We start from the raw sequence: 21,568 nt of genomic DNA on the forward strand, positions 1-21,568 counted from the left end.
AGGCCAGACCGGGCCAGACCGGGTCAGGCCGGGTCAGGCCGGAACTGGTCGAGCCCGACCGGTTCGGACCCGACCGGTTCGAACCAGACCGGTTCGGGCCAGGCCGGGTCCGGCGTCGAAGCCGACCGGGTCAGGCCTCGAAGCGGTAGCCGAGGCCACGCACGGTGACGAGCATGGTCGGCTCTGACGGCGTCGCCTCGATGCGCGAGCGGATCCGCTTGATGTGGACGTCGAGGGTCTTGGTGTCGCCGAAGTAGTCGGTGCCCCAGACCCGGTCGATCAGCTGGCCGCGGGTCAACACCCGGCCGGCGTTCCGCAGCAGGAACTCAAGAAGCTCGAACTCCTTGAGCGGCATGTTCACCACGGTGCCGCTCACTGCGACCGTGTGGCGTTCGATGTCCATCCGGACGGTGCCCGCCGTGAGCATGTTCTCGTCGTCCTCGGTCTGGTCGGTGCGCCGACGTGACACCGCACGGATGCGCGCGAGCAGTTCCCTGGTCGAGTACGGCTTGGTCACGTAGTCGTCCGCGCCGAGTTCGAGTCCGACGACGATGTCGACCTCGGAGTCCTTCGCGGTGAGCATGATGATCGGGACCTGGGAGCGGGTGCGGATCTCGCGGCACACTTCGGTTCCGGGGATGCCGGGGAGCATCAGGTCCAGCAGGATCAGGTCGGGTCCGATCCGGTCGAATTCGCTGATGGCGCTCGGTCCGTCCTCGGCGACGGTGACCTCGTAGCCTTCGCGTTCGAGCAGGAAGCTCAACGGCTCGCTCAGCGCTTGTTCGTCCTCAACCAAAAGAATGTGGGTCACGGGGTCTCTCCTGTTGTGGCCAGGGCGGTGTGACTCGCCTCAGGCAGCCGGATGGTGAACGTCGAACCGCTGCCCGGTTGGGACCAGACGCGGATGTCGCCGCCGTGGATCTGCACGATGTGCTTCACGATGGAGAGGCCGAGGCCCGTTCCACCGGTGTGACGCGACCTGGCCTGGTCGACCCGGAAGAATCGTTCGAAGATGCGGTCGAGGTCGGCCTCCTGGATGCCGACGCCCTGGTCGGTCACCGTCACCTCGACGACGCCGTCGTGGTGACGCACTCCCACACCCACCCGGGATCCCTCAGCGGAGTAGTGCACCGCGTTGGCGACCAGGTTGTGCACGGCCATCACGAGGAGGCGTTCATCGCCCGTGACAAGGGCGCCGGAGGGCTGGCCGACGGCGAGCGTGATGCGTGCGGCATCCGCAACGACCCGGCTCTGGTCGACGGCCGCCGCGACGACGTCGTCGATCGGGAGGTCTTCCGGCTCGGACAGGGAGTCCTGTGCCTGGAGCCGGGAGAGCTCGATGATCTCCTGCGTCAGCCGGGTCAGGCGCCCGGACTCCGTCGTGAGCCTGCTGGCGAACCTGCGCACCTGCGCCGGCTCGTCGGCGGCCTGGTTGAGCGCCTCGGCGAGCAGGCCGACGGCGGCGATCGGGGTCTTGAGTTCGTGGCTGATGTTGGCCACGAAGTCGCGGCGCACCTCGTCGAGGCGGAAGGCCTCCGTGCGGTCCTCGGCGAGCAGCAGCACGTAGCGGGTGCCGAGCGTGGCCAGGCGCACGCGCACGCGCATGCTCGCGTCGCCGAACGGCCCGCGGGAGAGGATCAGGTCTTCGGCGATCGGTTCCCCGGAGCGCCGCACCTTACCGGCGAGCTCGAGGAGTTCCGGGTGCACGATCTGCCGGTTCCAGACCATCCCCATCGACACGGCGGCCGGGGATGTCTTCATCACATTGTTGGAGGGGTCGAGCACGACGGCCGCGGTGTCAAGTGCGTCGAGGACCTGGTCGATGCCGTCCGGCACGGCCGGGTTGACCACCTCGGAGGCGCGACGGCCGTGGCGTTCCGCGATCTGGAGCAGGCTGATGAACCCGGCACCGACCATGAGGCCCAGTGCCAGAGACACCAGCACGAGCCACGATGATTCCATTCCACCAGATTACTGACACAAAAAAGCGGAACGAACCGTGCCGGGCCGCTGGGCGGCTACTTTAGGTAGTATTCAACACTCCGGCACCTGCCGTTAACCTCTGTCGACAAAGATTCGCTGGGGGCCAGGTGGTTTCCACGTTTCTGCGCGTATCGCGCGCCCAGGAAGGAACACAGACGTATGCGTGAAGTATTCCAGCAGGAGCTCGCCGAGGTTCAGGACCGCCTCGTCGAGATCTCCCGTCTCGTCGGCATCTCGATCGCGAAGTCGACCAGGGCTTTCAACGAGTCCGACGTCAACCTCGCCGAAGAGGCCATCAGCGAAGACGACAAGATCGACGAACTCACCATCGAGCTCGACGAACTCGCCATCACGATCCTGGCGCGCCAGCAGCCGGTCGCCCGCGACCTGCGCATCGTGGTGAGCGCCCTCCGGATCAGTTCGTCCCTCGAGCGGATGGGCGACCTCTCCACCCACATCGCGCAGCTCGCCCGCTACCGTTTCCCCGACAAGGTCGTTCCGCAGAGCCTGCGGGGCACCTTCGGCGAGATGGGCGCCCTGCTCGTGACCATCTCGACGATGCTCACCGAGTTGCTCACCACCCAGGACGTCAAGCTCGCCGAGGTCATCCGCAACGAAGACGACAAGGTCGACGCCCTGCACCTGAGCGTCTTCGACGCCGTCCTCGCGGAGACCTGGAAGGGCGAGGCCGCCGACACGGTCGACTCGACCCTCGCGAGCCGGTATCACGAGCGCTTCGCCGACCACGCCGTCTCGATCGCCAAGAAGATCCAGTACCTCGGCACGGGGGCCTGGCAGCAGAGCACGACCGGCGTCCAGTAGTCCGCCCGCACCACTCGAACCGCCGCACCACTCGAACCGCCGCACAACCGAAACGCCGCACAACCGAAACGGCCCCGGAAGCGAATGCTTCCGGGGCCGTTTTCGGTGGGGACTGTCGATAGCGGACTAATGGGGCGGGAGTTCTACTTCTTGCTGCCCTGGGCGGCGACGGCCGCGGCACCGGCGGCGGCGGCCTCGGGGTCGAGGTACTGGCCCGCACCGATCGGGACGAGGTTCTCGTCGAGGCGGTAGACGAGCGGGATTCCGGTCGGGATGTTGAGCTCGGCGATGTCCGCGTCGCTGATGTTGTCGAGGTGCTTCACGAGGGCGCGCAGCGAGTTGCCGTGGGCGGTGACGAGAACGGTCTTGCCTGCACGGAGGTCCGTCGCGATGTCGGACTCCCAGTAGGGCAGCATCCGGTCGACGACGTCGCTCAGGCACTCTGTGCGGGGCAGCTCCTCGCCGAGGCCCGCGTAGCGCGGGTCGTGCGCCTGGGACCAGGGGGAATCGTCGGCGAGCACGGGCGGCGGCACGTCGAAGGAGCGGCGCCAGAGCTGGAACTGCTCCGGGCCGAACTTGGCGAGGGTCTCCGCCTTGTCGAGGCCCTGCAGGGCGCCGTAGTGGCGCTCGTTGAGGCGCCAGGAGCGCTTCACGGGGATCCAGAGGCGGTCGGCTTCCTCGAGCGCGATGTTCGCGGTCTGGATGGCGCGGCTAAGGAGTGACGTGTGCAGGACGTCGGGCAGGAGGCCGGACTCTGCGAGGAGCTCACCGGCGCGCTTGGCCTCGGCAGCTCCTTGCTCGCTCAGGCGAACGTCTACCCAACCGGTGAAGAGGTTCTCTTGGTTCCATAGGCTCTGGCCATGGCGAAGGAGGATGAGATTGTATGACATGACTCCAACTCTATCGAGAGCCGGGGCGGTGGTCGGTGGCCGGGGGTCAGTGCCCGGGGGTGCGGATGCCCAGCCGGGGCAGCCGGGGGATCTCGGCGACCGAGCCGGCCGACTGCGGAACGATGACCTGCTGGGTCGCGGCGACCGCGATCTCCTCGCTCAGCACCTGGAGCACGACCGTTGCAGGCACGGTGCGTTTGACGACGGCGAGGGCGATCGGGCCGAGCTCGTAGTGGATCGCACTCGAGGTGATCGAGCCGACGCCGCGACGCTCCGTGTCGCCGTCGGGGAGGCGACGGACGGCCTGGACTTCGTCACCGTGCACCGGCAGCACGCCCTGGGAGCCGTCGAGGTGCAGAAGCACGAGCCGACGCGGGGGGTGCCCGAGGTTGTGCACCTTCGCGACGGTCTCCTGGCCGCGGTAACAGCCCTTGTTCAGATGCACGGCGCTGCGCAGCCAGTCAAGCTCGTGCGGGAGGGTCCTGTCGTCGACCTCTGTCGCCCGGCGGGGCCGCCAGGCCGCGATCCGGAGCGCCTCGAGGGCGAGCAGACCGGCCGCGCGCACGGTGCCGCGGCGGACGGCCAGAGTCACGGCCGGAAGCGCGGTGCGGGGCACGAGGGCCTCGGTCCAGTGCCAGTCAGCGCCGGGATGCGCGGGGTCTTCCGCATACTGGAAGCCGCCGGTGACGACGGCAGCCCACGGGTCATGCCAGACGAGGGGGGTTCCGTTCGGCGCGGCGGGTTCGAGCGCGGGCGCGGCAGCGGCGAGGTCGCCGATGCTCCCCATCGTGCCGACGACGGCGTACTCATCGGTGCGGTCGCGCAGTTCGACCCGCAGCATGAAGCGCATCCGGTCGAGCCACGTAAGCAGTGCGGGCAGTTCGGCGGCCTCGACGACGAGCCACGCCTCCATGCCGTCGTCGACGAGCCGTACCGCGTGCTCGACGTGCCCGGTCGGGTCGAGAACGAGGGTCTCGGCCGACTCCCCTGGCTTCAGAAAGCGCAGTTCCTGGCTCGTGATCGAGTTGAGCCAGGTCAGCCGGTCCGGGCCGGAGACGCCGAGCACCGCACGGTTGGAGAGGTCGACGATGGCCTCGCCGGCGAGCAGGTGACGCTGTTCGATCATCGGGTTGCCATAGTGGGCGGCGACGCCGGCATCGGGGCCGGTCGCCTGCACGGCGCCGGGCAGGTCGAGCAGGGCTGAAGCGGATGCTGTCGGCGGGGTCATGAGGACTTCTTCCGGGGTTTGCGTAACGCTGAGGCGCACATCGGGGACAACGCGGGAACCGCCGGGATTATTCGACCCGCTTGAGGCGGCCGGAGGCGTGCGTGCGCAGGCTCTGGCCGAGGGCGGCGATGTCCCACGCCCAGAGCAGGTGGCCGTCGACGAGACCGTACAACCGGGTCGCGGCCGAGTACGCCTTCGCGCCCTGGGTGCGCATCACCGCGTCGGTCGCGAGGTCGATCCGCGGCCCCTTGACCTGGCCGAGGTAGATCTCGGCGGCACCGCCGGGATGCACGAGCGTCACGTCGATGTCGAAGCCGCCGTCGGCATTGCGGAGCGTCTCCACGGCGGACGCCGTCGTATAGGGGTGCTCGCCCTCTGCCGGCAGCAGCCCGGGCCCTGGGTCGCCGGCGCCCTGGGGACGACTCAGGCGCCAGTACCCTGTCTCGGTCATGAGCGGGGTCTTCCCGACGAAGGCGGACGCGGCCCCGTCGACCGCCTCGGCGTCGTCGTCGACGCTCGCTGCGGCATCCGCTTCAAGCCAGGTGTATGAGCTGTAGTTAAGGTGCGGGAGGCCGTCATGGCTGAAGCTCAGCCGCTGGCCGAACTCACGTGAGACCCGATGACCGTCCGGCAGGGCATAGTCGATGACACCTGACCCCTCCCAGACGCCGAGGAGCCACGAGAGCGGGACGAGTTCGGACGGGAGCTGGGTCGGGAGCTCGAACATCGAGGGTTACCGCTGCCCCCGGAACAGCTTGAACAACACGATGCCGGAGACCCAGGCGATCGACAGGCTCGCGAGCGCGAGGAGGCCCAGGAAGAAGATTTCGAGCGCGAGGATTGACATGACACCACCTTAGCTCCCGGCGAGAGCCGAAACGCCTGCGCGCGGGTACCCGGCGCGGCTTTACCAGTTCGTTACAGAAGCCCGGCGAGCGCGAAGATTCCGGTCGCGGCGGCGAGGACGAGGACCGCGCCGACGAGGCTCAGCGTGACCCGGTGCACGTAGCCCTCTTTTTGCCCGGTCGCGAGCTGGATGGAGAGGGTGCCGATGGTGCACCCCGCGAGGGAGAGGCCGATCCACACCAGGGAACGACCGGGCGCCGCGAGGGCCCCGGTGAGCACAGAACAGACCACGGCGAACGCCCAGACCAGGCCGACGCTTCTCCACTGCCACTTCACTCTTCCATTGTGCCCTGCCAGGGGAGCAATCGGCTGCACGTGGCTGCACGCTAGGATTGGCCAACAATGGTTGGAGGGCCCGCGTGGCGCAATTATTGATCCTGACCTCCGCGGTCGGCGGGGAGGTCCTGCCGGCGCTGGCGTTGCTCTCGCATGGAATCCGCGTCATTCCGGCCCAGCCCGACCAGCTCATCACCGCCCCGGACTCCGATGTCATCCTCGTCGACGCCCGCACCAACCTGATGGCCGCGAAGTCGCTGTGCCAGATCATGCAGACGACGGGCAGTCAGGTCCCGCTGCTGCTCGTGATCACCGAGGGCGGCCTCGCCGCGGTCAGCCCCGGCTGGGGCATCGACGACGTCATCCTCGACACGGCGGGTCCCGCCGAGGTCGACGCCCGCATCCGCCTCGCCGCCGGCCGCACGCCGCGGGCCGAGGAGTCCGCGCTGATCCGCGCCGCCGGTGTCGTCATCGACGAGGCGAGCTATTCCGCGAAGGTCTACGGCCGACCGCTCGACCTCACGTACAAGGAATTCGAGCTGCTCCGCTTCCTCGCGGCCCATCCCTCCCGGGTCTTCACGCGTGAGCAGCTGCTCAGCGAGGTCTGGGGCTACGACTACTTCGGCGGTACCCGCACGGTCGACGTGCACGTCCGCCGCCTCCGCGCCAAGCTCGGCGACCAGGAATCCCTGATCGGCACCGTGCGCAACGTCGGATACCGCTTCAATGTGCAGGAACCAGAGGCCGTGCGTGATCAGTCCGTCGCACGGGCCTGACGACAGCGCCTTCGCGCTCTCCTGGGCCGCGGTGACGGATGCCGCCGAACGCGTCGACGGGTATGCCCCGCTCAACGAGCAGGCCACCCTCGATCTTGCGGCCGGGCGCCGCGCTCCCTTTCTGCTTCGCGACGGCGACGCCGCCGTCGGAGCCCTCGTCCTCGGCTCTGGTGAGCTCGACCTCGTCGTGCACCCCGGGTTCCGCAGGCACGGCCACGCCACCGCGGCCCTGACCGAGCTCTTCGGCGATCCCGCGTACGCGGTGGATGCGCCGGACGGCCTGACCGCCTGGGCGCACGGCGATCACCCGGCGGCCCGCGCCCTCGCCGGGCGCTTCGGCTTCGACGCCGTCCGTCGACTGCTCCAGCTGGAACTGGCGCTCCACGCCTCGTCCGCTCCCCCGGCATCCGCCGCCCCGGAGGAGGCTTCCGCCCGGGAGAAGGACGACGCGATCGTGATCACCGCGTTCGACGCCGCCGCCGACGCCGACGCCTGGGTGACCCTGAACGCGCGGACCTTCGCCACCCACCCCGAGCAGGGCGGCATCACAGCGGCCGACCTCGCCGACCGCATGAACGAGGCCTGGTTCGACGCGGGCGACTTCCTCGTCGCCCGCGTCGGCGACGCCCTGGTCGGCTACAACTGGCTGAAGATCGAGCCGGGAGCAGCCGAGGGTGAGATCTACGTGGTGGGGGTGAGCCCCGAGTGGAGCGGGCACGGCCTCGGACGCCGCCTGATGACCGCGGGGCTCGAGCGTCTGCGCCGGCGCGGGGCGACCAGCGCGACGCTCTACGTCGAGGGCGACAATGTGCCTGCCGTGCGGCTGTATCGGTCCCTCGGATTCACCGATCGCAGTGTCGACGTCCAGTACCGCCGCCGAACCCGATAGGCACTGTTCACCCGGAACCGTCGCACCGGCAGGTCCTGCGGTGTCAGGATGGACTCATGGACGGCGAAAACATTCAGGACGAATCGGGTCTCGGAAGCGACTTCGATGACGATTTCGATCCCCTGACCGGCAAGGACGACCCGGAACTCCCCACCAACCGGTATCTCGACCGGGAATTGAGCTGGCTCGCGTTCAATCAGAGGGTGCTCGAACTCGCCGAGGACCCACTGCTCCCGGTTCTCGAGCGCGCGAACTTCCTCGCCATCTTCTCGAGCAACCTCGATGAGTTCTTCATGGTCCGCGTCGCGGGACTCAAGCGCCGCATCCTGACCGGACTCGCCGTGCCGACGAACATCGGTACCGCACCGCAGGACGCCCTCTCCGACATCTCGGCGATGGCGCATGTGCTCCAGGACCGGCACGCCCGCGCCTTCCAGGACCTCGTCAGCCCGGCCATGATGGCCGCCGGCATCCACATCGCCACCTGGGACAGCCTCGACGAGGCCGACCACCGCTCGCTCCGCGACTACTTCTCCAACCAGATCTTCCCGGTGCTGATGCCCCTCGCGGTCGACCCGGTGCATCCGTTCCCCTACATCTCCGGCCTCTCCCTCAACCTCGCCGTCCGGGTACGCAACTCGAAGACCGGCAAGCAGGAGTTCGCGAGGCTCAAAGTGCCGACGATGCTGCCGCGCTTCGTGCGCGTCGACCGCCGCGAGGGCTTCGACAACGTGCGCTTCATCATGCTCGAGGACCTCATCGCCAACCACCTCGGCGACCTGTTCCCCGGCATGGACATCCTCGAACACCACGTCTTCCGGGTCACCAGGAACGAGGACGTCGAGATCGAGGAAGACGAGACCGAGAACCTGATCAAGGCCCTCGAGAAGGAACTGCTGCGCCGCCGGTTCGGCCCGCCCATCCGCCTCGAGATCACCGAGGACATGGACGAGGTCACCCTCGGCCTGCTCGTGCGCGAACTCGACGTCACCGAGCAGGAGGTGTACCGGCTGCCCGCCCCGCTCGATCTCGGCGGACTGTTCGACCTGCGCGTCGACCGCCCGGACCTGCGCTACGTCAAGCATGTGCCGACCACGGCCGTTCAGCTCCTCGCGCCAGAGCCGAACGCCGAGCCCGACATCTTCAGCTCGATCGCGCGCCGCGACATCCTGCTGCACCACCCGTACGAGTCCTTCGCGACGAGCGTGCAGGCATTCCTCGAGCAGGCCGCCGCCGACCCCGACGTGCTCGCCATCAAGCAGACGCTGTACCGCACCTCCGGCGACAGCCCGATCGTCGAGGCTCTCATCGCTGCCGCCGAATCCGGCAAGCAGGTGCTCGCCCTCGTCGAAATCAAGGCCCGCTTCGACGAGCAGGCCAACATCTCCTGGGCACGCAAGCTCGAGAAGTCCGGCGTGCACGTCGTCTACGGCCTCGTCGGCCTTAAGACGCACTGCAAGCTCGCCCTCGTCGTGCGCAACGAGAACGGCGTGCTGCGGCACTACAGCCACATCGGCACCGGTAACTACAACCCGAAGACCAGCAGGCTCTACGAGGACCTCGGCCTGCTGACCGCGGACCCCCAGGTCGGCAAGGACCTGACCCGCCTGTTCAACGAGCTCTCCGGGTACGCGATCGAGAAGAAGTTCAAGCGGCTTCTCGTCGCGCCCCTGCACCTGCGTCGCGGGCTGTTGAAGGCGATCAACCAGGAGACGCAGGCCGCCCTCGACGGCAAGCCCTCCGGCATCCGCATCAAGGTCAACTCGATGGTCGACGAGGCCATCATCGACGCGCTCTACCGGGCCAGCCAGGCCAGGGTCCCCGTCGAGGTCTGGGTGCGCGGCATCTGCAGCCTCACGCCGGGCCTCCCCGGTGTCAGCGAGACGATCAAGGTGCGGTCGATTCTCGGCCGCTACCTCGAGCACTCCCGGATCTTCTCCTTCCACAACGGCGGGGACACCCAGGTGTACATCGGCAGCGCCGACATGATGCACCGCAACCTCGACCGACGCGTCGAGGCCCTTGTGCGCCTCGTCGACCCCGATCACCTCACGGAGATCGATGGGCTGTTCAACCGCGCCATGGACGACCGCACGGCATCCTGGTGGCTCGACAACACCGGCGAATGGACCCGCCACCACCTCGATGACTCCGGAAAGCCGCTCGACGACATGCAGGACCGATTGATGCAGCAGATCTCCCGACGCGTTCGGCCGACGGGTCGCCGATGAGTGCGGTCCTCCCGAACGGAGCGATCCACGCTGCCGGTGCGGTCTGCTGGCGCCTGATCGACGGCAAGATGAACGTCCTGCTCGTGCACCGCACGGTCTACGGCGACGTCACCATCCCCAAGGGGAAGGTCGACCCCGGCGAAACGCTGCCGCAGACGGCCGTGCGGGAGATCGAGGAAGAAACCGGACTCGCGGTCGCCCTGGGCGTGCCGCTCGGCGAATCGCGGTACTCGCTCGGAAACGGCAGGGAAAAGATCGTGCAGTACTGGGCAGCCGAGGTGCACCCCGAGGAGATCCAGCGCTCGACCTTCGTGCCGAACAGCGAGATCGCGGCTATCGAATGGGTCACGATCAAAAAGGCACGCAGCTACCTCAGCTACGCGCAGGACGTCGAGATCATCGACGCCTTCGCCGAACTCGTCGACAGGGGCGTGACGACGACCTTCGCCCTCATCGCCCTCCGGCACGGCAAGGCCGTCACCGGTTCAAGCTGGGCCGGCCCGGACAGCACCCGTCCCCTCACCGAACGCGGCGTCGCCCAGGCCGTCGAACTCGTGCCGACCGTGGCGGCGTGGCGCCCGCGCCGCATCGTTTCGAGCACGGCCACCCGGTGCATCACGACCGTCGCCCCGCTCGCGGCCGCGACAGGCATCCCGATCAAGCGCACGGAGCTCTTCAGCCAGGACGCCTTCGAACAGGGCGTAGCGGATGTCCGCGCCGGCATCGGCAAGCGCATCCGCTCCCGCAAGACCGCCGTCATCTGCAGCCACGGCCCGGTGCTGCCCGAGATCCTGCACGAGATCGCGCTCGCCACGGGGAGCACCTTCGGCCTCTACATCGAGGAGGCCTCCCACCTCGACATCGGATCGTTCTCCGTCGTGCACCTGTCCCGCGAGAACCCGAGCGCCGGGATCCTCGGCATCGAAACCTACCGACCGAGCGTCTGAGGGCCCGCCGGCCCGCCGAACAGCCCGTTCACGTTAACCTTCCGTTCATCTTCCGGAGGGGGTGTCGTTAAGCCGTCGGATTATCGTCTGACCGGGGCCAGCACCGGCCCCGCCCTGCAGTCAGTTTCACTGCTGTCAACCCTCGAAAGGGAAAATTCGTGAATCTCAAGCGTTTTGGCCGACCCGCAGTCATCGCCGTCGCCGCCGCTCTCGCACTGTCCTCGTGTGCCTCCAACGAAGCCGGAACCGGCTCGAGCACCACCGCAGCGACGACCAGCACCTTGACCGGAACGCTCACCGGCGCCGGCTCGTCCGCCCAGGGCTCCGCCCAGGAAGCCTGGATCGCAGCGTTCCAGACCTCCAACCCGAACGTCACGGTCAACTACGACCCGTCCGGCTCCGGCGCGGGCCGCTCCACCTTCATCGCGGGCGGCTCCGACTTCGCCGGCAGCGACTCCGCGCTCAACGACACCGAGCTCGCCGGAACGTTCGCGTCCTGCGCCGCCGGCGCCAAGGCCGTCGACCTGCCCGTCTACATCTCCCCGATCGCGGTCATCTTCAACGTCGCCGGCGTCACGGACCTCAAGCTCGACTCCGCAACCCTCGCGCACATCTTCCGCGGCGAGATCACGACCTGGAACGACCCGGCCATCGCCGCGCTCAACTCCGGCGTAACCCTTCCGGCAACGGCGATCACCGCCGTGCACCGCTCGGACGACTCGGGCACCACGAAGAACTTCACCGACTACCTCTTCCAGACCGCACCGACCGTGTGGACCGACAAGGCAGCCGACGCATTCCCGATCCAGGGCGGCGAAGGCGCCAAGGGCACCTCCGGTGTCGTTGACGCCGTGACCAACGGCGTCGGCACGATCGGCTACGCGGACGCATCCAAGGCCGGCAAGCTCGGCGTTGCGAAGATCAAGGTCGGCGACACCTTCGTCGGTTACACCGCGGAAGCCGCGGCCGCCGTCGTCGCCGAGTCCCCGCTCGTCACGGGCCGCGACGCGAGCGACCTCGCCATCAAGATCAACCGCACCACGACCGACGCGACGCACTACCCGCTCGTGCTGGTCAGCTACGCGGTCGTCTGCACCGAATACGCCAAGCCCGCCCAGGGCGAGCTCGTCAAGGCGTACGTGACGTACATGGCCAGTGCTGACGGCCAGAAGGTCGCCGCATCCGCCGGTGGCGCAGCGCCGCTCTCGACCGACCTGGCCGACAAGGTCGCCGCGGTTCTCGCGACCGTCAAGTAACACCCGTTTCACCGGCACGACCCGCACTACCAGCTCCACCGAAGTCTGCCCGGTCCGGGCCCGCGTCGTATCAGCGGCCCGGACCGGGCAGACTGGGGTGTACGGCCCCCGGACCGCGCATCGTTTTCGCTTCACCACCCGAACCTCAGGGAGACGCCCGGCATGACCTCCGTAGTTGCCCGCGATCGAATCCGCGCCCCCCAGCGTCCCGGCGATGTGATCTTCTCAACGGCGACCGTCGTCGCCGGCAGCCTGATCCTCGCCGTGCTCGCCGCCGTCGCCGGGTTCCTGCTCGTCCAGAGCCTGCCGGCCTTCGTCGCGGCACCCGCCGATTTCAGCGGCGGCTTCACCAACTTCTGGGCCTACGTCTGGCCGCTCGCCTTCGGCACGCTCTGGTCGGCACTGCTGGCCATGATCATCGCGATCCCGCTCGCGATCGGCATCGCCCTCTTCATCTCGCACTACGCCCCCCGGCGGATCGCCCAGGGCCTGGGCTACGTCATCGACCTCCTCGCCGCCGTGCCGTCCGTGGTCTTCGGCCTGTGGGGCATCGGCGTGCTGGCCCCGCTCGTCCAGCCGTTCTACGCGAACCTCGTCGACTGGTTCGGCTGGTTCCCGCTCTTCGCCGGACCGGTCTCCGGCACCGGGCGCACCATCCTCACCGTCGCCATCGTGCTCGCGGTGATGGTGCTTCCGATCATCACCGCACTCTGCCGGGAGATCTTCCTGCAGACTCCGGTGCTCTACGAGGAAGCCTCCCTCGCCCTCGGCGCCACCCGCTGGGAGATGATCTCAATGGCGGTGCTTCCCTTCGGCCGCTCCGGCATCATCTCCGCCTCGATGCTCGGCCTCGGCCGCGCCCTCGGCGAGACGATGGCGGTCGCGATGGTGCTCTCGCCGAGCCCGACGGTGCTCTTCCAACTGCTGACCTCGCAGAACCCGACGACCATCGCCGCGAACATCGCCCTGAACTTTCCTGAGGCGCACGGCGTCGGCGTGAACATCCTCCTCGCCACCGGCCTGATCCTCTTCGTCATCACCCTCGCGGTCAACATGATCGCCCGCTACATCATCAACCGCCGCAAGGCCTTCTCGGGAGCGAACTGATGAGCAGCACGACCGCCACCCGGGCCGCGAACACGCCCCAGGCCAACGCATACGCCGCCGGCAAGCTGCCGAGGAACTCCACGCTCTACGTCCTGCTGGCAAGCTGGATCGTCACCGGAGCGGTCTTCCTGGTGCTCCAGCTGTCGGGGGCCACCTCCGGCTTCAACATCGTCGGCACGGTCTTCTTCGGCACAGTGCTCTACTGCGTCGCCATCTACGCGCTCTCCTACGCCGTCGAAGGCGTGCGCCGGGCGAAGGACCGCCTCGTCACCGCCCTCGTCACCGCCGCCTTCGTGATCGCACTGCTGCCGTTGATCTCACTTGTCTTCACGACGGTCGTCAACGGGCTGCCGGCCTTCCTCACCCCGACGTTCTTCACCGAGTCGCAGCGCAACGTCGTCGGCGCGGGCGGCGGCGCCCTGCACGCCGTCATGGGCACCCTCGAGATCACCGGCGTCGCCACGCTCATCTCGGTGCCGATCGGCCTGCTCGCCGCTATCTACCTCACCGAGTACGGACGCGGCCGGCTGGCCCAGGCAATCACCTTCTTCGTGGACGTGATGACCGGCATCCCCTCGATCGTGGCAGGCCTGTTCGCCTTCGCCTTCTTCTCCCTGCTGTTCCAGGATGCGGGCATCCGCTTCGGCTTCGGCGGTGCCATCGCTCTCTCGGTGCTGATGATCCCGGTCGTGGTGCGCTCGAGCGAGGAAATGCTCAAACTCGTGCCGAACGAGCTGCGCGAGGCCGCATACGCCCTCGGCGTGCCGAAGTGGCTGACCATTCTCAAGGTGGTGCTTCCGACCTCGATCGCCGGCATCGTCACGGGAATCATGATCTCGATCTCCAGGGTCATCGGCGAGACGGCCCCGCTGCTGATCATCTCCGGCTTCACGGCGAGCATGAACTACGACCTGTTCAGCCAGCGGATGATGACCCTCCCGGTGTTCGTGTACACCCAGTACGCGAACCAGGGCACGGACACCCAGGCGTATCTCGACAGGGCCTGGGCCGGCGCACTCACCCTGGTGCTCATCGTCATGCTCCTGAACGGCCTCGCGAGGCTCATCGCCAGAATCTTCTCCCCCAAGCTCGGCCGCTAGGCTCCACCCGGCCGCTGGCCGCAACTCGAAGGATCACATGTCCAAGCGCATTGAAGTCAACGACCTCAACGTCTATTACAGCAAGTTCCTCGCTGTCGAAAACGTCACGCTGACGATCGAGCCCCGCACGGTGACCGCCCTGATCGGGCCGAGCGGGTGCGGTAAGTCCACCTTCCTCCGTACCCTGAACCGGATGCACGAAGTCATCCCGGGCGCCTACGTCACGGGCGAGGTGCTCATCGACGGCAACAACCTCTACGGCCCCGGCGTCGACCCGGTACTCGTGCGCCGCCAGGTCGGCATGGTGTTCCAGCGGCCGAACCCGTTCCCGACCATGTCGATCGGCGACAACGTCCTCGCCGGCGTGAAGCTCAACAACCGCCGCATCTCCAAGTCGGACGCGGATGCCCTCATCGAGAAGTCCCTCCAGGGCGCCAACCTCTGGAACGAGGTCAAGGACCGCCTCGACAAGCCAGGCTCGAGCCTCTCCGGCGGCCAGCAGCAGCGGCTCTGCATCGCCCGTGCGATCGCCGTGCAGCCCGACGTGATCCTGATGGACGAGCCGTGCTCGGCCCTCGACCCGATCTCCACCCTCGCGATCGAGGACCTCATCGAGGAGATGAAGGCCGAATATACGATCGTGATCGTCACGCACAACATGCAGCAGGCATCCCGGGTCTCCGACCGCACCGGCTTCTTCAACATCGCCGGCACCGGCAAGCCGGGCAAGCTCATCGAGTACAACGACACCACGACGATCTTCTCCAACCCGTCGGTGCAGGCGACCGAGGACTACGTCTCCGGTCGCTTCGGCTAAACCCGCGCCTGCCCCGACCGCTTCGGCGGTCTAGTCGGTGCGGCCGAGCAGGTACGCGTTGAAGACGCGGGTGCGCGGCAGGTCGGTCGCGAGCGGCAGGCCGTCGAGTTCGGTCACGGCCACGACCAGGCGGATGCTCGACAACAGCCAGACGGCATCCGCCGCCCGCAGCTCCGCGACCGTGATGTCGCGGTACTCCACCGGTTCGCCCTGCTCCCTGAGGTGCTCGAAGAGGCTCTGCTGGGTGGTGCCGTGCAGGATCGCACCGCTCGGCGCCGGCGTCACGTAGACGCCGTTCGAACGGATGACCACGCTCGACGTCGGGCCCTCCATGACGTAGCCGTCGTGCGTGAGGAAGATCGTGTCGTCGGCCCCACGGCGCCGCGCCTCGCGGAGGGCGGCCATGTTGATCGCGTAGCTGAGTGTCTTCGCACCCATCAGCAGCCACGGGGCGACCTCGGCGACCCCGCGCGGGTACCCGCGGTCGAGGGTGATCACCCGCACCCCGTTCTCGCGCGCGGCGGAGTGGTCCGGCGCGCGGGTCGCGTGCAGCCACGCGGTCGGTGCAGGCCCGGATTGGACGCCGCGGCTGAGTACGAACTTGAGGGCGAGCTCGCCCTCGTGCGGAACCCGCGCCACCGCGTAGGCGATGGCCTCTCGCCACTGCGCCGGGTTCGGCACCGGGAGGTCGCAGATCTCCGCCGAGTGCCTCAGGCGGGTGATGTGCGCCTCGACCTCCTGCGGGTGCCCGTCGACGACGCTGAGGGTCTCGAAGATGCCGTCACCGCGCTGGGTGCTCAGCTCCCCCACCCGGAGAGCCGGAGCGGCCGAATCCATCTCGTGGAAGGTGCCCGCAAAGTCCGCCTGGGCGGAATCGGCGGGCACCGGGTCGATCAGAAGGGTGAATGGCAGCGTCATGCCCCGAGCCTAGTTGCGGATCAGGAACTCTGGATGGCCACGATCGGCGTCGTGGTGGGTTGCTTCGAGCCGCCCTTGGGTTCCACGGTCATGCCGATCGTGTCGCCTGAGGTGAGGCTGCCGTCGAGGACCCGCCAGGCGGTTCCGCCGCTCGCGCTGACGCTCGTGTCGAGGAGACCGGCCGAGACCGCTCCCCCGGCTCCGATGTACCAGAGCTGGTAGTCCTTGTCGCCGGAAAGCGCAGGCAGGCCGTCGACGACGAGCGCCGAAAGGCTGCTCGTATCGGACCAGACCAGGGTGGCCTGATGGCCGTCCGCGGTCGTCGCCGAGGCGCGCTGCACGTCGGGTGCCGCGTTGAGCTGGGCGAGGGATGCCGCCTGCTGGGCCGCGAAGGAATCGGACGTGCCCGAGGTGCCGGCCAGTCCCAGGCCGACGAAGGTACCGCCGATGAACAGGGCGACCGCAGCGGCCGCAGCGGCCAGCAGGCTCGCGGGGCGCTGGAACCAGCGCTTTCTGGCCCGCTCTGCTGCGCTCGCGCCGGAAACCGAGCGGCTGCCCGCGCCGGCTGCGGACGGGGGAACGGGCGGGACGGCGGCGAGGCCGGGAGCCGCGGGGGCGGCATCCGCTGCCGGTGCTGTTGTCCGGGTGCTCGCCGGCCCGGCGAGGGGGGCGAGTTGCGGGGTCGAGGAGAGTTTCGCCATCAGCGAGGCCTTGAGGGCGGCTGAGGGCTGCACGGGGGCGGTCGCGAGACCCAGGGCCACCGCCGTGTCGCTCAGTTCGGCGGACTCGATTCGGGCCTCTTCGGAGGACTCCAGGTGCGCCTCGAAGGCGGCGCGCTCCCTGGCCTCGAGGGCGTTGAGCGCGTAGGCGCCGGACAGCTCGCCGGGGTTGCGCTCCGGGGTGCCGGTGTTCTCGGTGCCGGTCATGATGCCACGCCCAGTTCGTCGCGAAGGCGGATGAGCCCGTCCCTGAGCCTCGTCTTCACGGTCCCGAGCGGGATATGCAGTTGGGCGGCGACTTCGCTCTGGCTGAAGCCCCCGTAGTAGGCAAGACTGATCGCCTGGCGTTGCAGTTCGGTCAGTCTGGACATCGCCTTCTCCACCCTTTCATGCTCGATTCGTGTTTCTACGGTCTCGGACACGTCGTCGTAGGCAACCGCGAGGTCACGGATGCCGATCTTCGTGTCCCGGTCGCGGCCGGCCTGCGACGACCTGATCCGGTCGACCGCACGACGGTGCGCCATGGTCATGATCCAGGTGGAAGCCCCGCCACGCGCCGGCTCGTACCGCGTCGCCGATTGCCAGATCTCCAGGAAGATCTCCTGGGTCACTTCTTCCGACTGGGCGTGGTCGATGAGCAGGCGCTTGACCAGACCGAGCACCCGAGGGGCCATCTGGTCGTACAGTTCCCCGAAGGCCGCCTGGTCGCCAGTGGCGACCCGGGTAAGCAGCTCCTCTTTTGAGGGAGGCGCTGTCGACTCGGTGTCAGCGGCGAAGTCAGCAGTCATGAGAACCAGCATGTCAGGTCTTATCCCGTTCCATGACTAGTGTTCGGCGCCGAACACGAAATGGATTGGTCAGAAAAGGCTGAAGGCCGGGCCGCAGAACGCCTCTCGGCGCGAGGCCGCTCAGAGCGGCGAATATTGGAGCCCGGGGTTACTGCGGCCCGACCAGCATCCAGTGTAAACGACGAGGACGGATGTTTATTCCTAGTCGAGCGAATCGCTGCGCCACAACCGGGCGCACGATCCGAACTCCTGGGCCGTCGTCGAGAACCGCAGGGCGCGAGTGGTCAGCTCTGAGGCGCGGGACACCCCCGATGCGGCGAGTTCCGTCGCGTCAAGGTCGTCGGCGACACTCGCGCATCCGCTTGCGATAACCCGGCAGAACGCCGCGGCACGGTCGAGCGCGACGGCGAAGTCGCCCGTGAAGATGCCGCGGAGGATCTGGTCGGCGAGGGCGATGATCTCAGCGGGTCCGGTCGGCGCGGCGGCTCCGGCGATGACGGGGTCGATCGCCACGGTGACCTCGGTGCCGCGCTGGTAGAGGAACGACGTGCCTTCAGGATCCTGGCGGATGAGCAGGCGGACGAGGTAGATCCGCCAGAGCGCGCCGGGCAGGCTGCGCGGCGTTGCGCGCGACCACAGCTCGGCGACCGCGTCGATACCGTGTTCGTCGGTGTACGCGACGAGGCGCTCGACGACCTCGGGATCGGGGTCGTTCCGCACCCGGGCGAGCAGTGCATGAGCGGTCTCGTGCGCGACGCGGCTGATTGCCGCCGGATCCTGGCCACCCTCGAAGGATTCGAACTTGCTGCCCGAGAACTGGGTGGGCTTGTGGAAGTCCTCTGCCAATCGAATCCTCCGTGTCTCGTGCGTGACTCGTGCGTGTTGGGTGCGTGTCTGGTGGGGCCTCGCGGGGCGAATCCGTCCGTGAGGGGACCCTCCCCACGGTACCCAGAAAAACCTTGCCCGAATCCACGGTAGATTATTTACCGCGGGCCTCTAGCTCAGTTGGTAGAGCAAAGGACTTTTAATCCTTGGGTCGTCGGTTCGAGCCCGACGGGGCCCACCCATCCGGTATCGGTTCAAAGCCGAAAAGCACAGCAGGACTCACTCCAAAGTGCCGCGCCATTACGTCGACCTCTAACGCCGACCAGGGGCGTCGCCCGCGAATCTTGAGGCTAAGGGCACTCTGGCCCAGGCTGAGAAGCGGAGCGAGACTCGTCTGAGTCTCCCGCGCACGCCACATGAGCTGGTGCACGGTGTCACCGATGACCTCGTCGATGCGAGGGTTCGGGGAAACGTCAATGAGTTCGTTGCTAGGCATGTACGACACACTAGGACAAACAATGACAGTCAGTCAAGTCCTTTTCCTAAGGTAATTTTCTTCGCTGGTCAGGAAGATCCCGTCAGGAATTGACAGATTGTGACACAGTGCAATACTCTCCGTAACTATGACAGCTAGCAATAATCCTGACCTGCTGCAAACCAAAGAGGCAGCTCAGGAACTTAAAGTGAGCACTCGAACCGTCGCCCGCTACATCAAGCAGGGCCATCTCACCGCACGGAAGCTTCCATCTGGACGTGTGCTTGTCGAAGTCGCAAGCATTGCCCGATTCAAGACAGGTACGCCGGCACTCGCCGAGGGCGGTACGGAGTGACGATCCACTCATCTCTCGCTGAACGGCATGCCATCGCCGTGGACAAGCCACGCAGCGGACACGTTCGTCAGCTCCTGGATGCGCAACGCGAGGCCCATAACATCGCGCGGCTGGACCCGGCCGGTCTCCCACTGCGCATAGGCGGACGGCGTACAACCGATCAGCTCAGCGAACCCGCGCTGGTCCTGCCCGATCGAACGCCGGGCCTTCCGCAGCCGATCAGCCAGCGTCCACTCCGGCACGCCGTTGCTCTCGCTATGTCCCTTTGCCATGAGTCCCAGTATGAGCGCTCCACGGGGCGCGTCGGAGGCGATATCCGGTGACCGCGCACACGGTAATGCTGCGGGCGCGGCGCGGGGAGATTGGCGACCTCGATATGACGTTCACGGGGTCATCGATCCGTATTGTCGCCACACTCAATGACACTCACATCGAGGTCGATGTGAAGCCGGCGAATCTTGTCCGATCCCTCAAGAAGCTGGTGGGGATTCTCAACATTTCGGATAGAGCGACCGGAATTCACGGAGACACTGCGGCCGCGGTCGCCGATCCTCTACTTGTTGAGGACTTCAACCGCGTCAGCAAGAGCGCCGACCGCATAGAAGACCTGCCGCAGCACCTCATTGACGTCTTCGCTGTGGGTGGCAGAGCTAACGCCCCGCAGGTTGTCGCGCGCTTGATCGATGAGATTCGCAACGTCCTTGTCCATGAAAAGACTTCTCCTTCAGTTGTGGCTCCGGTGATTGGTACACCGGGTGCCTCTATCGCAACTGTAGGGGGAACCGTCGACACATCAGCCCGTTCCCTTCCAGGCGAGGTCGACGGCGGGGCATCGGTGACAACGCCACGCGCTCCCGGTGCCCCGCACACTTCCGGAGCCATCCATGGTGCCCGGTGAGTCTCCGGTAAGCGGCCTGCACACCGTTACCCCGGCCGGAGAAACTGGCCTGGTTGCGTCCCCCCAAGCGGTCAGGCCAGCCATCATCCCGATGCACCCGCGTTTCTTCACGGGCATCCACCACGTTGACGTCTGCGCGACGATCGCCGATGGCCGCCTGGAGTTTGTCGCCCGCGACGTGCTCGCCGCCGTCGACCAGGACCTCGGCGACTACGCCGGCGACTGCTCCCACGAACCACCCATCGTCTACGCCGAGCACGCTACGGCGCGCACATGGTCACGCGCCACGATCGGCAGCATCCTCGCGACCATCGCCGACCGGCCGAACGTGGCCGCGTTCCTCTACTGGCTCGACGAGCGGATCGACATCCTCGACGGCCTCGGCCTGGACTCCATGGAACGCCAGACCCGCTTCGGCGGAGGCCACCAGGTCGCGAAGCCCGCGATCGGGGAACCAGCGGCTGTGGTGCTGCCCGAGCACTACTCCGTGGGCGCCGTCGGCCGGATCCTGTCCCGGGATCCCGGCATCGGTTCCATCGGCCGCGTGAAGCTCTTCGAGCAGATGAACAAGCTCGCCTGGGTCACCCGCGTCGGCAACACGTGGAAGCCCACCCCTGACCTCGTCCGCTTCGGTTACCTGCTCGAGCAGAAGGTCGCCGTTCCTGGACAGCACGACGCGTACCCGCAGGTACTCGTCACCCCGGCCGGCATCGAAGCGCTGCACAAGCGCCTCGGTGGCACCGCGGACCTCAACATCGAGCCCTCTGATCACCTCACCCTGATTGGCACACCATGACCGCACCAACTGTCCCCGCGACTACTTCCCTGCCGACCTGGCTCATCAACACGGTCCTGGGCACAGGCTGCGTCGCTGTCTTCATCCTGGCCGGCGCAGCAGCGCAGGGCATCGGCACATTCCTCGCCATCCTGGCCCGCTGATGCGACGCCTGTTCCACCTGCTGCGCGGCTTCCGTCGTGCGCGCTTGCAGGCCCGGCCGACCCCGCGCTACCGCCGCGTCGATCAGGGCACGGTGCGCTGATGGCCATCACCGAGTGCAAACTCCTCGTGACCGCGACGGTGTGGACGTGTAACTTCTGCGGCCATCTCAGCACTCACCTCGCCGGCACCGGTGCACCGCTCGCCGTGCAGCACTTCATCGAGACCCTGCGCTGGGTACAGCTCGACGCAGACACGGTCGCGTGTGAGCGCTGCAGCCGCCGCGCTGACATCGGACAGCGCGCCTTCGCCGAGACGACGGTGGCCGGACTTTGAACCGCCTCCGCGACATCGCCGTGATCCTCACGCTGGCTGTTAGCACGGTTCTGCTCGTCATCTATCTCCTTCGACACTGACTTCCGCTC

Annotated in this window: 25 protein-coding genes and 1 tRNA gene; 15 read left to right on the forward strand and 11 right to left on the reverse strand. The window is 67.4% G+C overall.

The genetic code is table 11. The features are described from left to right. Positions 1-130: 130 nt before the first annotated feature. Together E3O50_RS09650 and E3O50_RS09655 are read right to left on the reverse strand one after the other, a co-directional pair. On the reverse strand, positions 131-811 hold the full coding sequence (locus tag E3O50_RS09650) for a response regulator transcription factor (RefSeq protein ID WP_134450024.1): 681 nt from the start codon (positions 809-811) through the stop codon (positions 131-133). Next, positions 808-1,962: an ATP-binding protein gene (locus E3O50_RS09655; RefSeq protein WP_134450023.1), complete on the reverse strand. Its 1,155-nt coding sequence runs from the start codon at positions 1,960-1,962 to the stop codon at positions 808-810. Before E3O50_RS09655 ends, E3O50_RS09650 begins: the two co-directional genes overlap by 4 nt. A gap of 180 nt (positions 1,963-2,142) precedes the next feature. On the opposite strand from E3O50_RS09655, the gene phoU reads away from it, so the two are divergent. Then, the gene (gene phoU / locus E3O50_RS09660; RefSeq protein WP_134450022.1) at positions 2,143-2,805 is read left to right on the forward strand and encodes a phosphate signaling complex protein PhoU; all 663 of its coding nucleotides are present in this window, start codon (positions 2,143-2,145) and stop codon (positions 2,803-2,805) included. A gap of 143 nt (positions 2,806-2,948) precedes the next feature. On the opposite strand, the gene E3O50_RS09665 is transcribed toward phoU, so the two are convergent. From E3O50_RS09665 to E3O50_RS09680, 4 genes are all read right to left on the reverse strand, one after another. Then, a complete protein-coding gene (locus E3O50_RS09665; protein WP_134450021.1) occupies positions 2,949-3,695 on the reverse strand; it encodes a phosphoglyceromutase in 747 nt (248 codons plus the stop codon). A 46-nt stretch (positions 3,696-3,741) separates the two neighbouring features. After that, positions 3,742-4,923, reverse strand: coding sequence for a folate-binding protein YgfZ (locus tag E3O50_RS09670; RefSeq protein WP_134558862.1), 1,182 nt, complete (start codon positions 4,921-4,923; stop codon positions 3,742-3,744). Between the two features lie 67 nt (positions 4,924-4,990). Further along, on the reverse strand, positions 4,991-5,650 hold the full coding sequence (locus tag E3O50_RS09675) for an FABP family protein (protein ID WP_134558864.1): 660 nt from the start codon (positions 5,648-5,650) through the stop codon (positions 4,991-4,993). A 191-nt stretch (positions 5,651-5,841) separates the two neighbouring features. Beyond that, positions 5,842-6,105, reverse strand: coding sequence for a hypothetical protein (locus tag E3O50_RS09680; protein ID WP_134450018.1), 264 nt, complete (start codon positions 6,103-6,105; stop codon positions 5,842-5,844). An 83-nt stretch (positions 6,106-6,188) separates the two neighbouring features. Between E3O50_RS09680 and E3O50_RS09685 the strand changes: the two genes are divergently transcribed. From E3O50_RS09685 to pstB, 8 genes are all read left to right on the forward strand, one after another. Continuing rightward, positions 6,189-6,881: a response regulator transcription factor gene (locus E3O50_RS09685; protein WP_241975327.1), complete on the forward strand. Its 693-nt coding sequence runs from the start codon at positions 6,189-6,191 to the stop codon at positions 6,879-6,881. After that, positions 6,856-7,770, forward strand: a complete 915-nt coding sequence (gene mshD, locus E3O50_RS09690; protein ID WP_198413631.1) for a mycothiol synthase — start codon at positions 6,856-6,858, stop codon at positions 7,768-7,770. Before E3O50_RS09685 ends, mshD begins: the two co-directional genes overlap by 26 nt. A gap of 56 nt (positions 7,771-7,826) precedes the next feature. After that, positions 7,827-10,001 carry an RNA degradosome polyphosphate kinase gene (locus tag E3O50_RS09695; RefSeq protein WP_134450016.1) on the forward strand — a complete coding sequence of 725 codons (2,175 nt, stop codon included), beginning with the start codon at positions 7,827-7,829 and terminating at the stop codon, positions 9,999-10,001. Next, complete coding sequence (locus tag E3O50_RS09700) at positions 9,998-10,948, forward strand: NUDIX domain-containing protein (protein ID WP_134450015.1); 951 nt, start codon at positions 9,998-10,000, stop codon at positions 10,946-10,948. Before E3O50_RS09695 ends, E3O50_RS09700 begins: the two co-directional genes overlap by 4 nt. Before the next feature lie 158 nt (positions 10,949-11,106). Further along, the gene (pstS, locus tag E3O50_RS09705) at positions 11,107-12,204 is read left to right on the forward strand and encodes a phosphate ABC transporter substrate-binding protein PstS (RefSeq protein WP_134450014.1); all 1,098 of its coding nucleotides are present in this window, start codon (positions 11,107-11,109) and stop codon (positions 12,202-12,204) included. Between the two features lie 162 nt (positions 12,205-12,366). After that, positions 12,367-13,311 (forward strand): phosphate ABC transporter permease subunit PstC, encoded by a 945-nt coding sequence (gene pstC / locus E3O50_RS09710; RefSeq protein WP_134450013.1) that lies wholly within the window; start codon positions 12,367-12,369, stop codon positions 13,309-13,311. Next, on the forward strand, positions 13,311-14,411 hold the full coding sequence (gene pstA, locus E3O50_RS09715; RefSeq protein ID WP_134450012.1) for a phosphate ABC transporter permease PstA: 1,101 nt from the start codon (positions 13,311-13,313) through the stop codon (positions 14,409-14,411). The genes pstC and pstA overlap by 1 nt, the downstream gene beginning before the upstream one ends. 37 nt (positions 14,412-14,448) lie before the next feature. Next, positions 14,449-15,228 (forward strand): phosphate ABC transporter ATP-binding protein PstB, encoded by a 780-nt coding sequence (pstB, locus tag E3O50_RS09720; protein WP_134450011.1) that lies wholly within the window; start codon positions 14,449-14,451, stop codon positions 15,226-15,228. A gap of 30 nt (positions 15,229-15,258) precedes the next feature. Here pstB and E3O50_RS09725 read toward each other — a convergent pair whose 3' ends face one another. The 4 genes from E3O50_RS09725 to E3O50_RS09740 all read right to left on the reverse strand — a co-directional run bounded on the left by E3O50_RS09725 (position 15,259) and on the right by E3O50_RS09740 (position 18,499). Further along, a complete protein-coding gene (locus tag E3O50_RS09725) occupies positions 15,259-16,146 on the reverse strand; it encodes an aminodeoxychorismate lyase (protein ID WP_134450010.1) in 888 nt (295 codons plus the stop codon). Positions 16,147-16,166: 20 nt separating this feature from the next. Then, the gene (locus tag E3O50_RS09730; RefSeq protein WP_134450009.1) at positions 16,167-17,072 is read right to left on the reverse strand and encodes an anti-sigma factor; all 906 of its coding nucleotides are present in this window, start codon (positions 17,070-17,072) and stop codon (positions 16,167-16,169) included. Beyond that, complete coding sequence (locus tag E3O50_RS09735; protein ID WP_241975328.1) at positions 17,069-17,653, reverse strand: sigma-70 family RNA polymerase sigma factor; 585 nt, start codon at positions 17,651-17,653, stop codon at positions 17,069-17,071. The genes E3O50_RS09730 and E3O50_RS09735 overlap by 4 nt, the downstream gene beginning before the upstream one ends. 201 nt (positions 17,654-17,854) lie before the next feature. After that, entirely contained in the window at positions 17,855-18,499 is a 645-nt protein-coding gene (locus E3O50_RS09740) for a DNA-directed RNA polymerase subunit beta (RefSeq protein ID WP_134450007.1), read from the reverse strand. A gap of 144 nt (positions 18,500-18,643) precedes the next feature. On the opposite strand from E3O50_RS09740, the gene E3O50_RS09745 reads away from it, so the two are divergent. Together E3O50_RS09745 and E3O50_RS09755 are read left to right on the forward strand one after the other, a co-directional pair. Beyond that, positions 18,644-18,716: transfer RNA gene (locus E3O50_RS09745), tRNA-Lys, on the forward strand. A 385-nt stretch (positions 18,717-19,101) separates the two neighbouring features. Continuing rightward, a complete protein-coding gene (locus E3O50_RS09755) occupies positions 19,102-19,308 on the forward strand; it encodes a helix-turn-helix domain-containing protein (protein WP_134558868.1) in 207 nt (68 codons plus the stop codon). A gap of 8 nt (positions 19,309-19,316) precedes the next feature. Here E3O50_RS09755 and E3O50_RS09760 read toward each other — a convergent pair whose 3' ends face one another. Further along, positions 19,317-19,580: a helix-turn-helix transcriptional regulator gene (locus E3O50_RS09760; protein WP_134558870.1), complete on the reverse strand. Its 264-nt coding sequence runs from the start codon at positions 19,578-19,580 to the stop codon at positions 19,317-19,319. A gap of 47 nt (positions 19,581-19,627) precedes the next feature. Here E3O50_RS09760 and E3O50_RS09765 point away from each other — a divergent pair, with 47 nt between their 5' ends. From E3O50_RS09765 to E3O50_RS09775, 4 genes are all read left to right on the forward strand, one after another. Next, a complete protein-coding gene (locus E3O50_RS09765; RefSeq protein WP_134558872.1) occupies positions 19,628-20,206 on the forward strand; it encodes a hypothetical protein in 579 nt (192 codons plus the stop codon). Between the two features lie 91 nt (positions 20,207-20,297). Further along, positions 20,298-21,002 carry a phage antirepressor KilAC domain-containing protein gene (locus E3O50_RS09770; protein WP_166790637.1) on the forward strand — a complete coding sequence of 235 codons (705 nt, stop codon included), beginning with the start codon at positions 20,298-20,300 and terminating at the stop codon, positions 21,000-21,002. Beyond that, the gene (locus tag E3O50_RS19130) at positions 20,999-21,145 is read left to right on the forward strand and encodes a hypothetical protein (protein WP_166790638.1); all 147 of its coding nucleotides are present in this window, start codon (positions 20,999-21,001) and stop codon (positions 21,143-21,145) included. The genes E3O50_RS09770 and E3O50_RS19130 overlap by 4 nt, the downstream gene beginning before the upstream one ends. A gap of 100 nt (positions 21,146-21,245) precedes the next feature. Beyond that, the gene (locus tag E3O50_RS09775; RefSeq protein ID WP_134558876.1) at positions 21,246-21,479 is read left to right on the forward strand and encodes a hypothetical protein; all 234 of its coding nucleotides are present in this window, start codon (positions 21,246-21,248) and stop codon (positions 21,477-21,479) included. Positions 21,480-21,568 lie beyond the last annotated feature (89 nt).

The organism is Cryobacterium sp. MDB1-18-1, from assembly GCF_004402735.1.
GTDB lineage: Bacteria > Actinomycetota > Actinomycetes > Actinomycetales > Microbacteriaceae > Cryobacterium > Cryobacterium glucosi.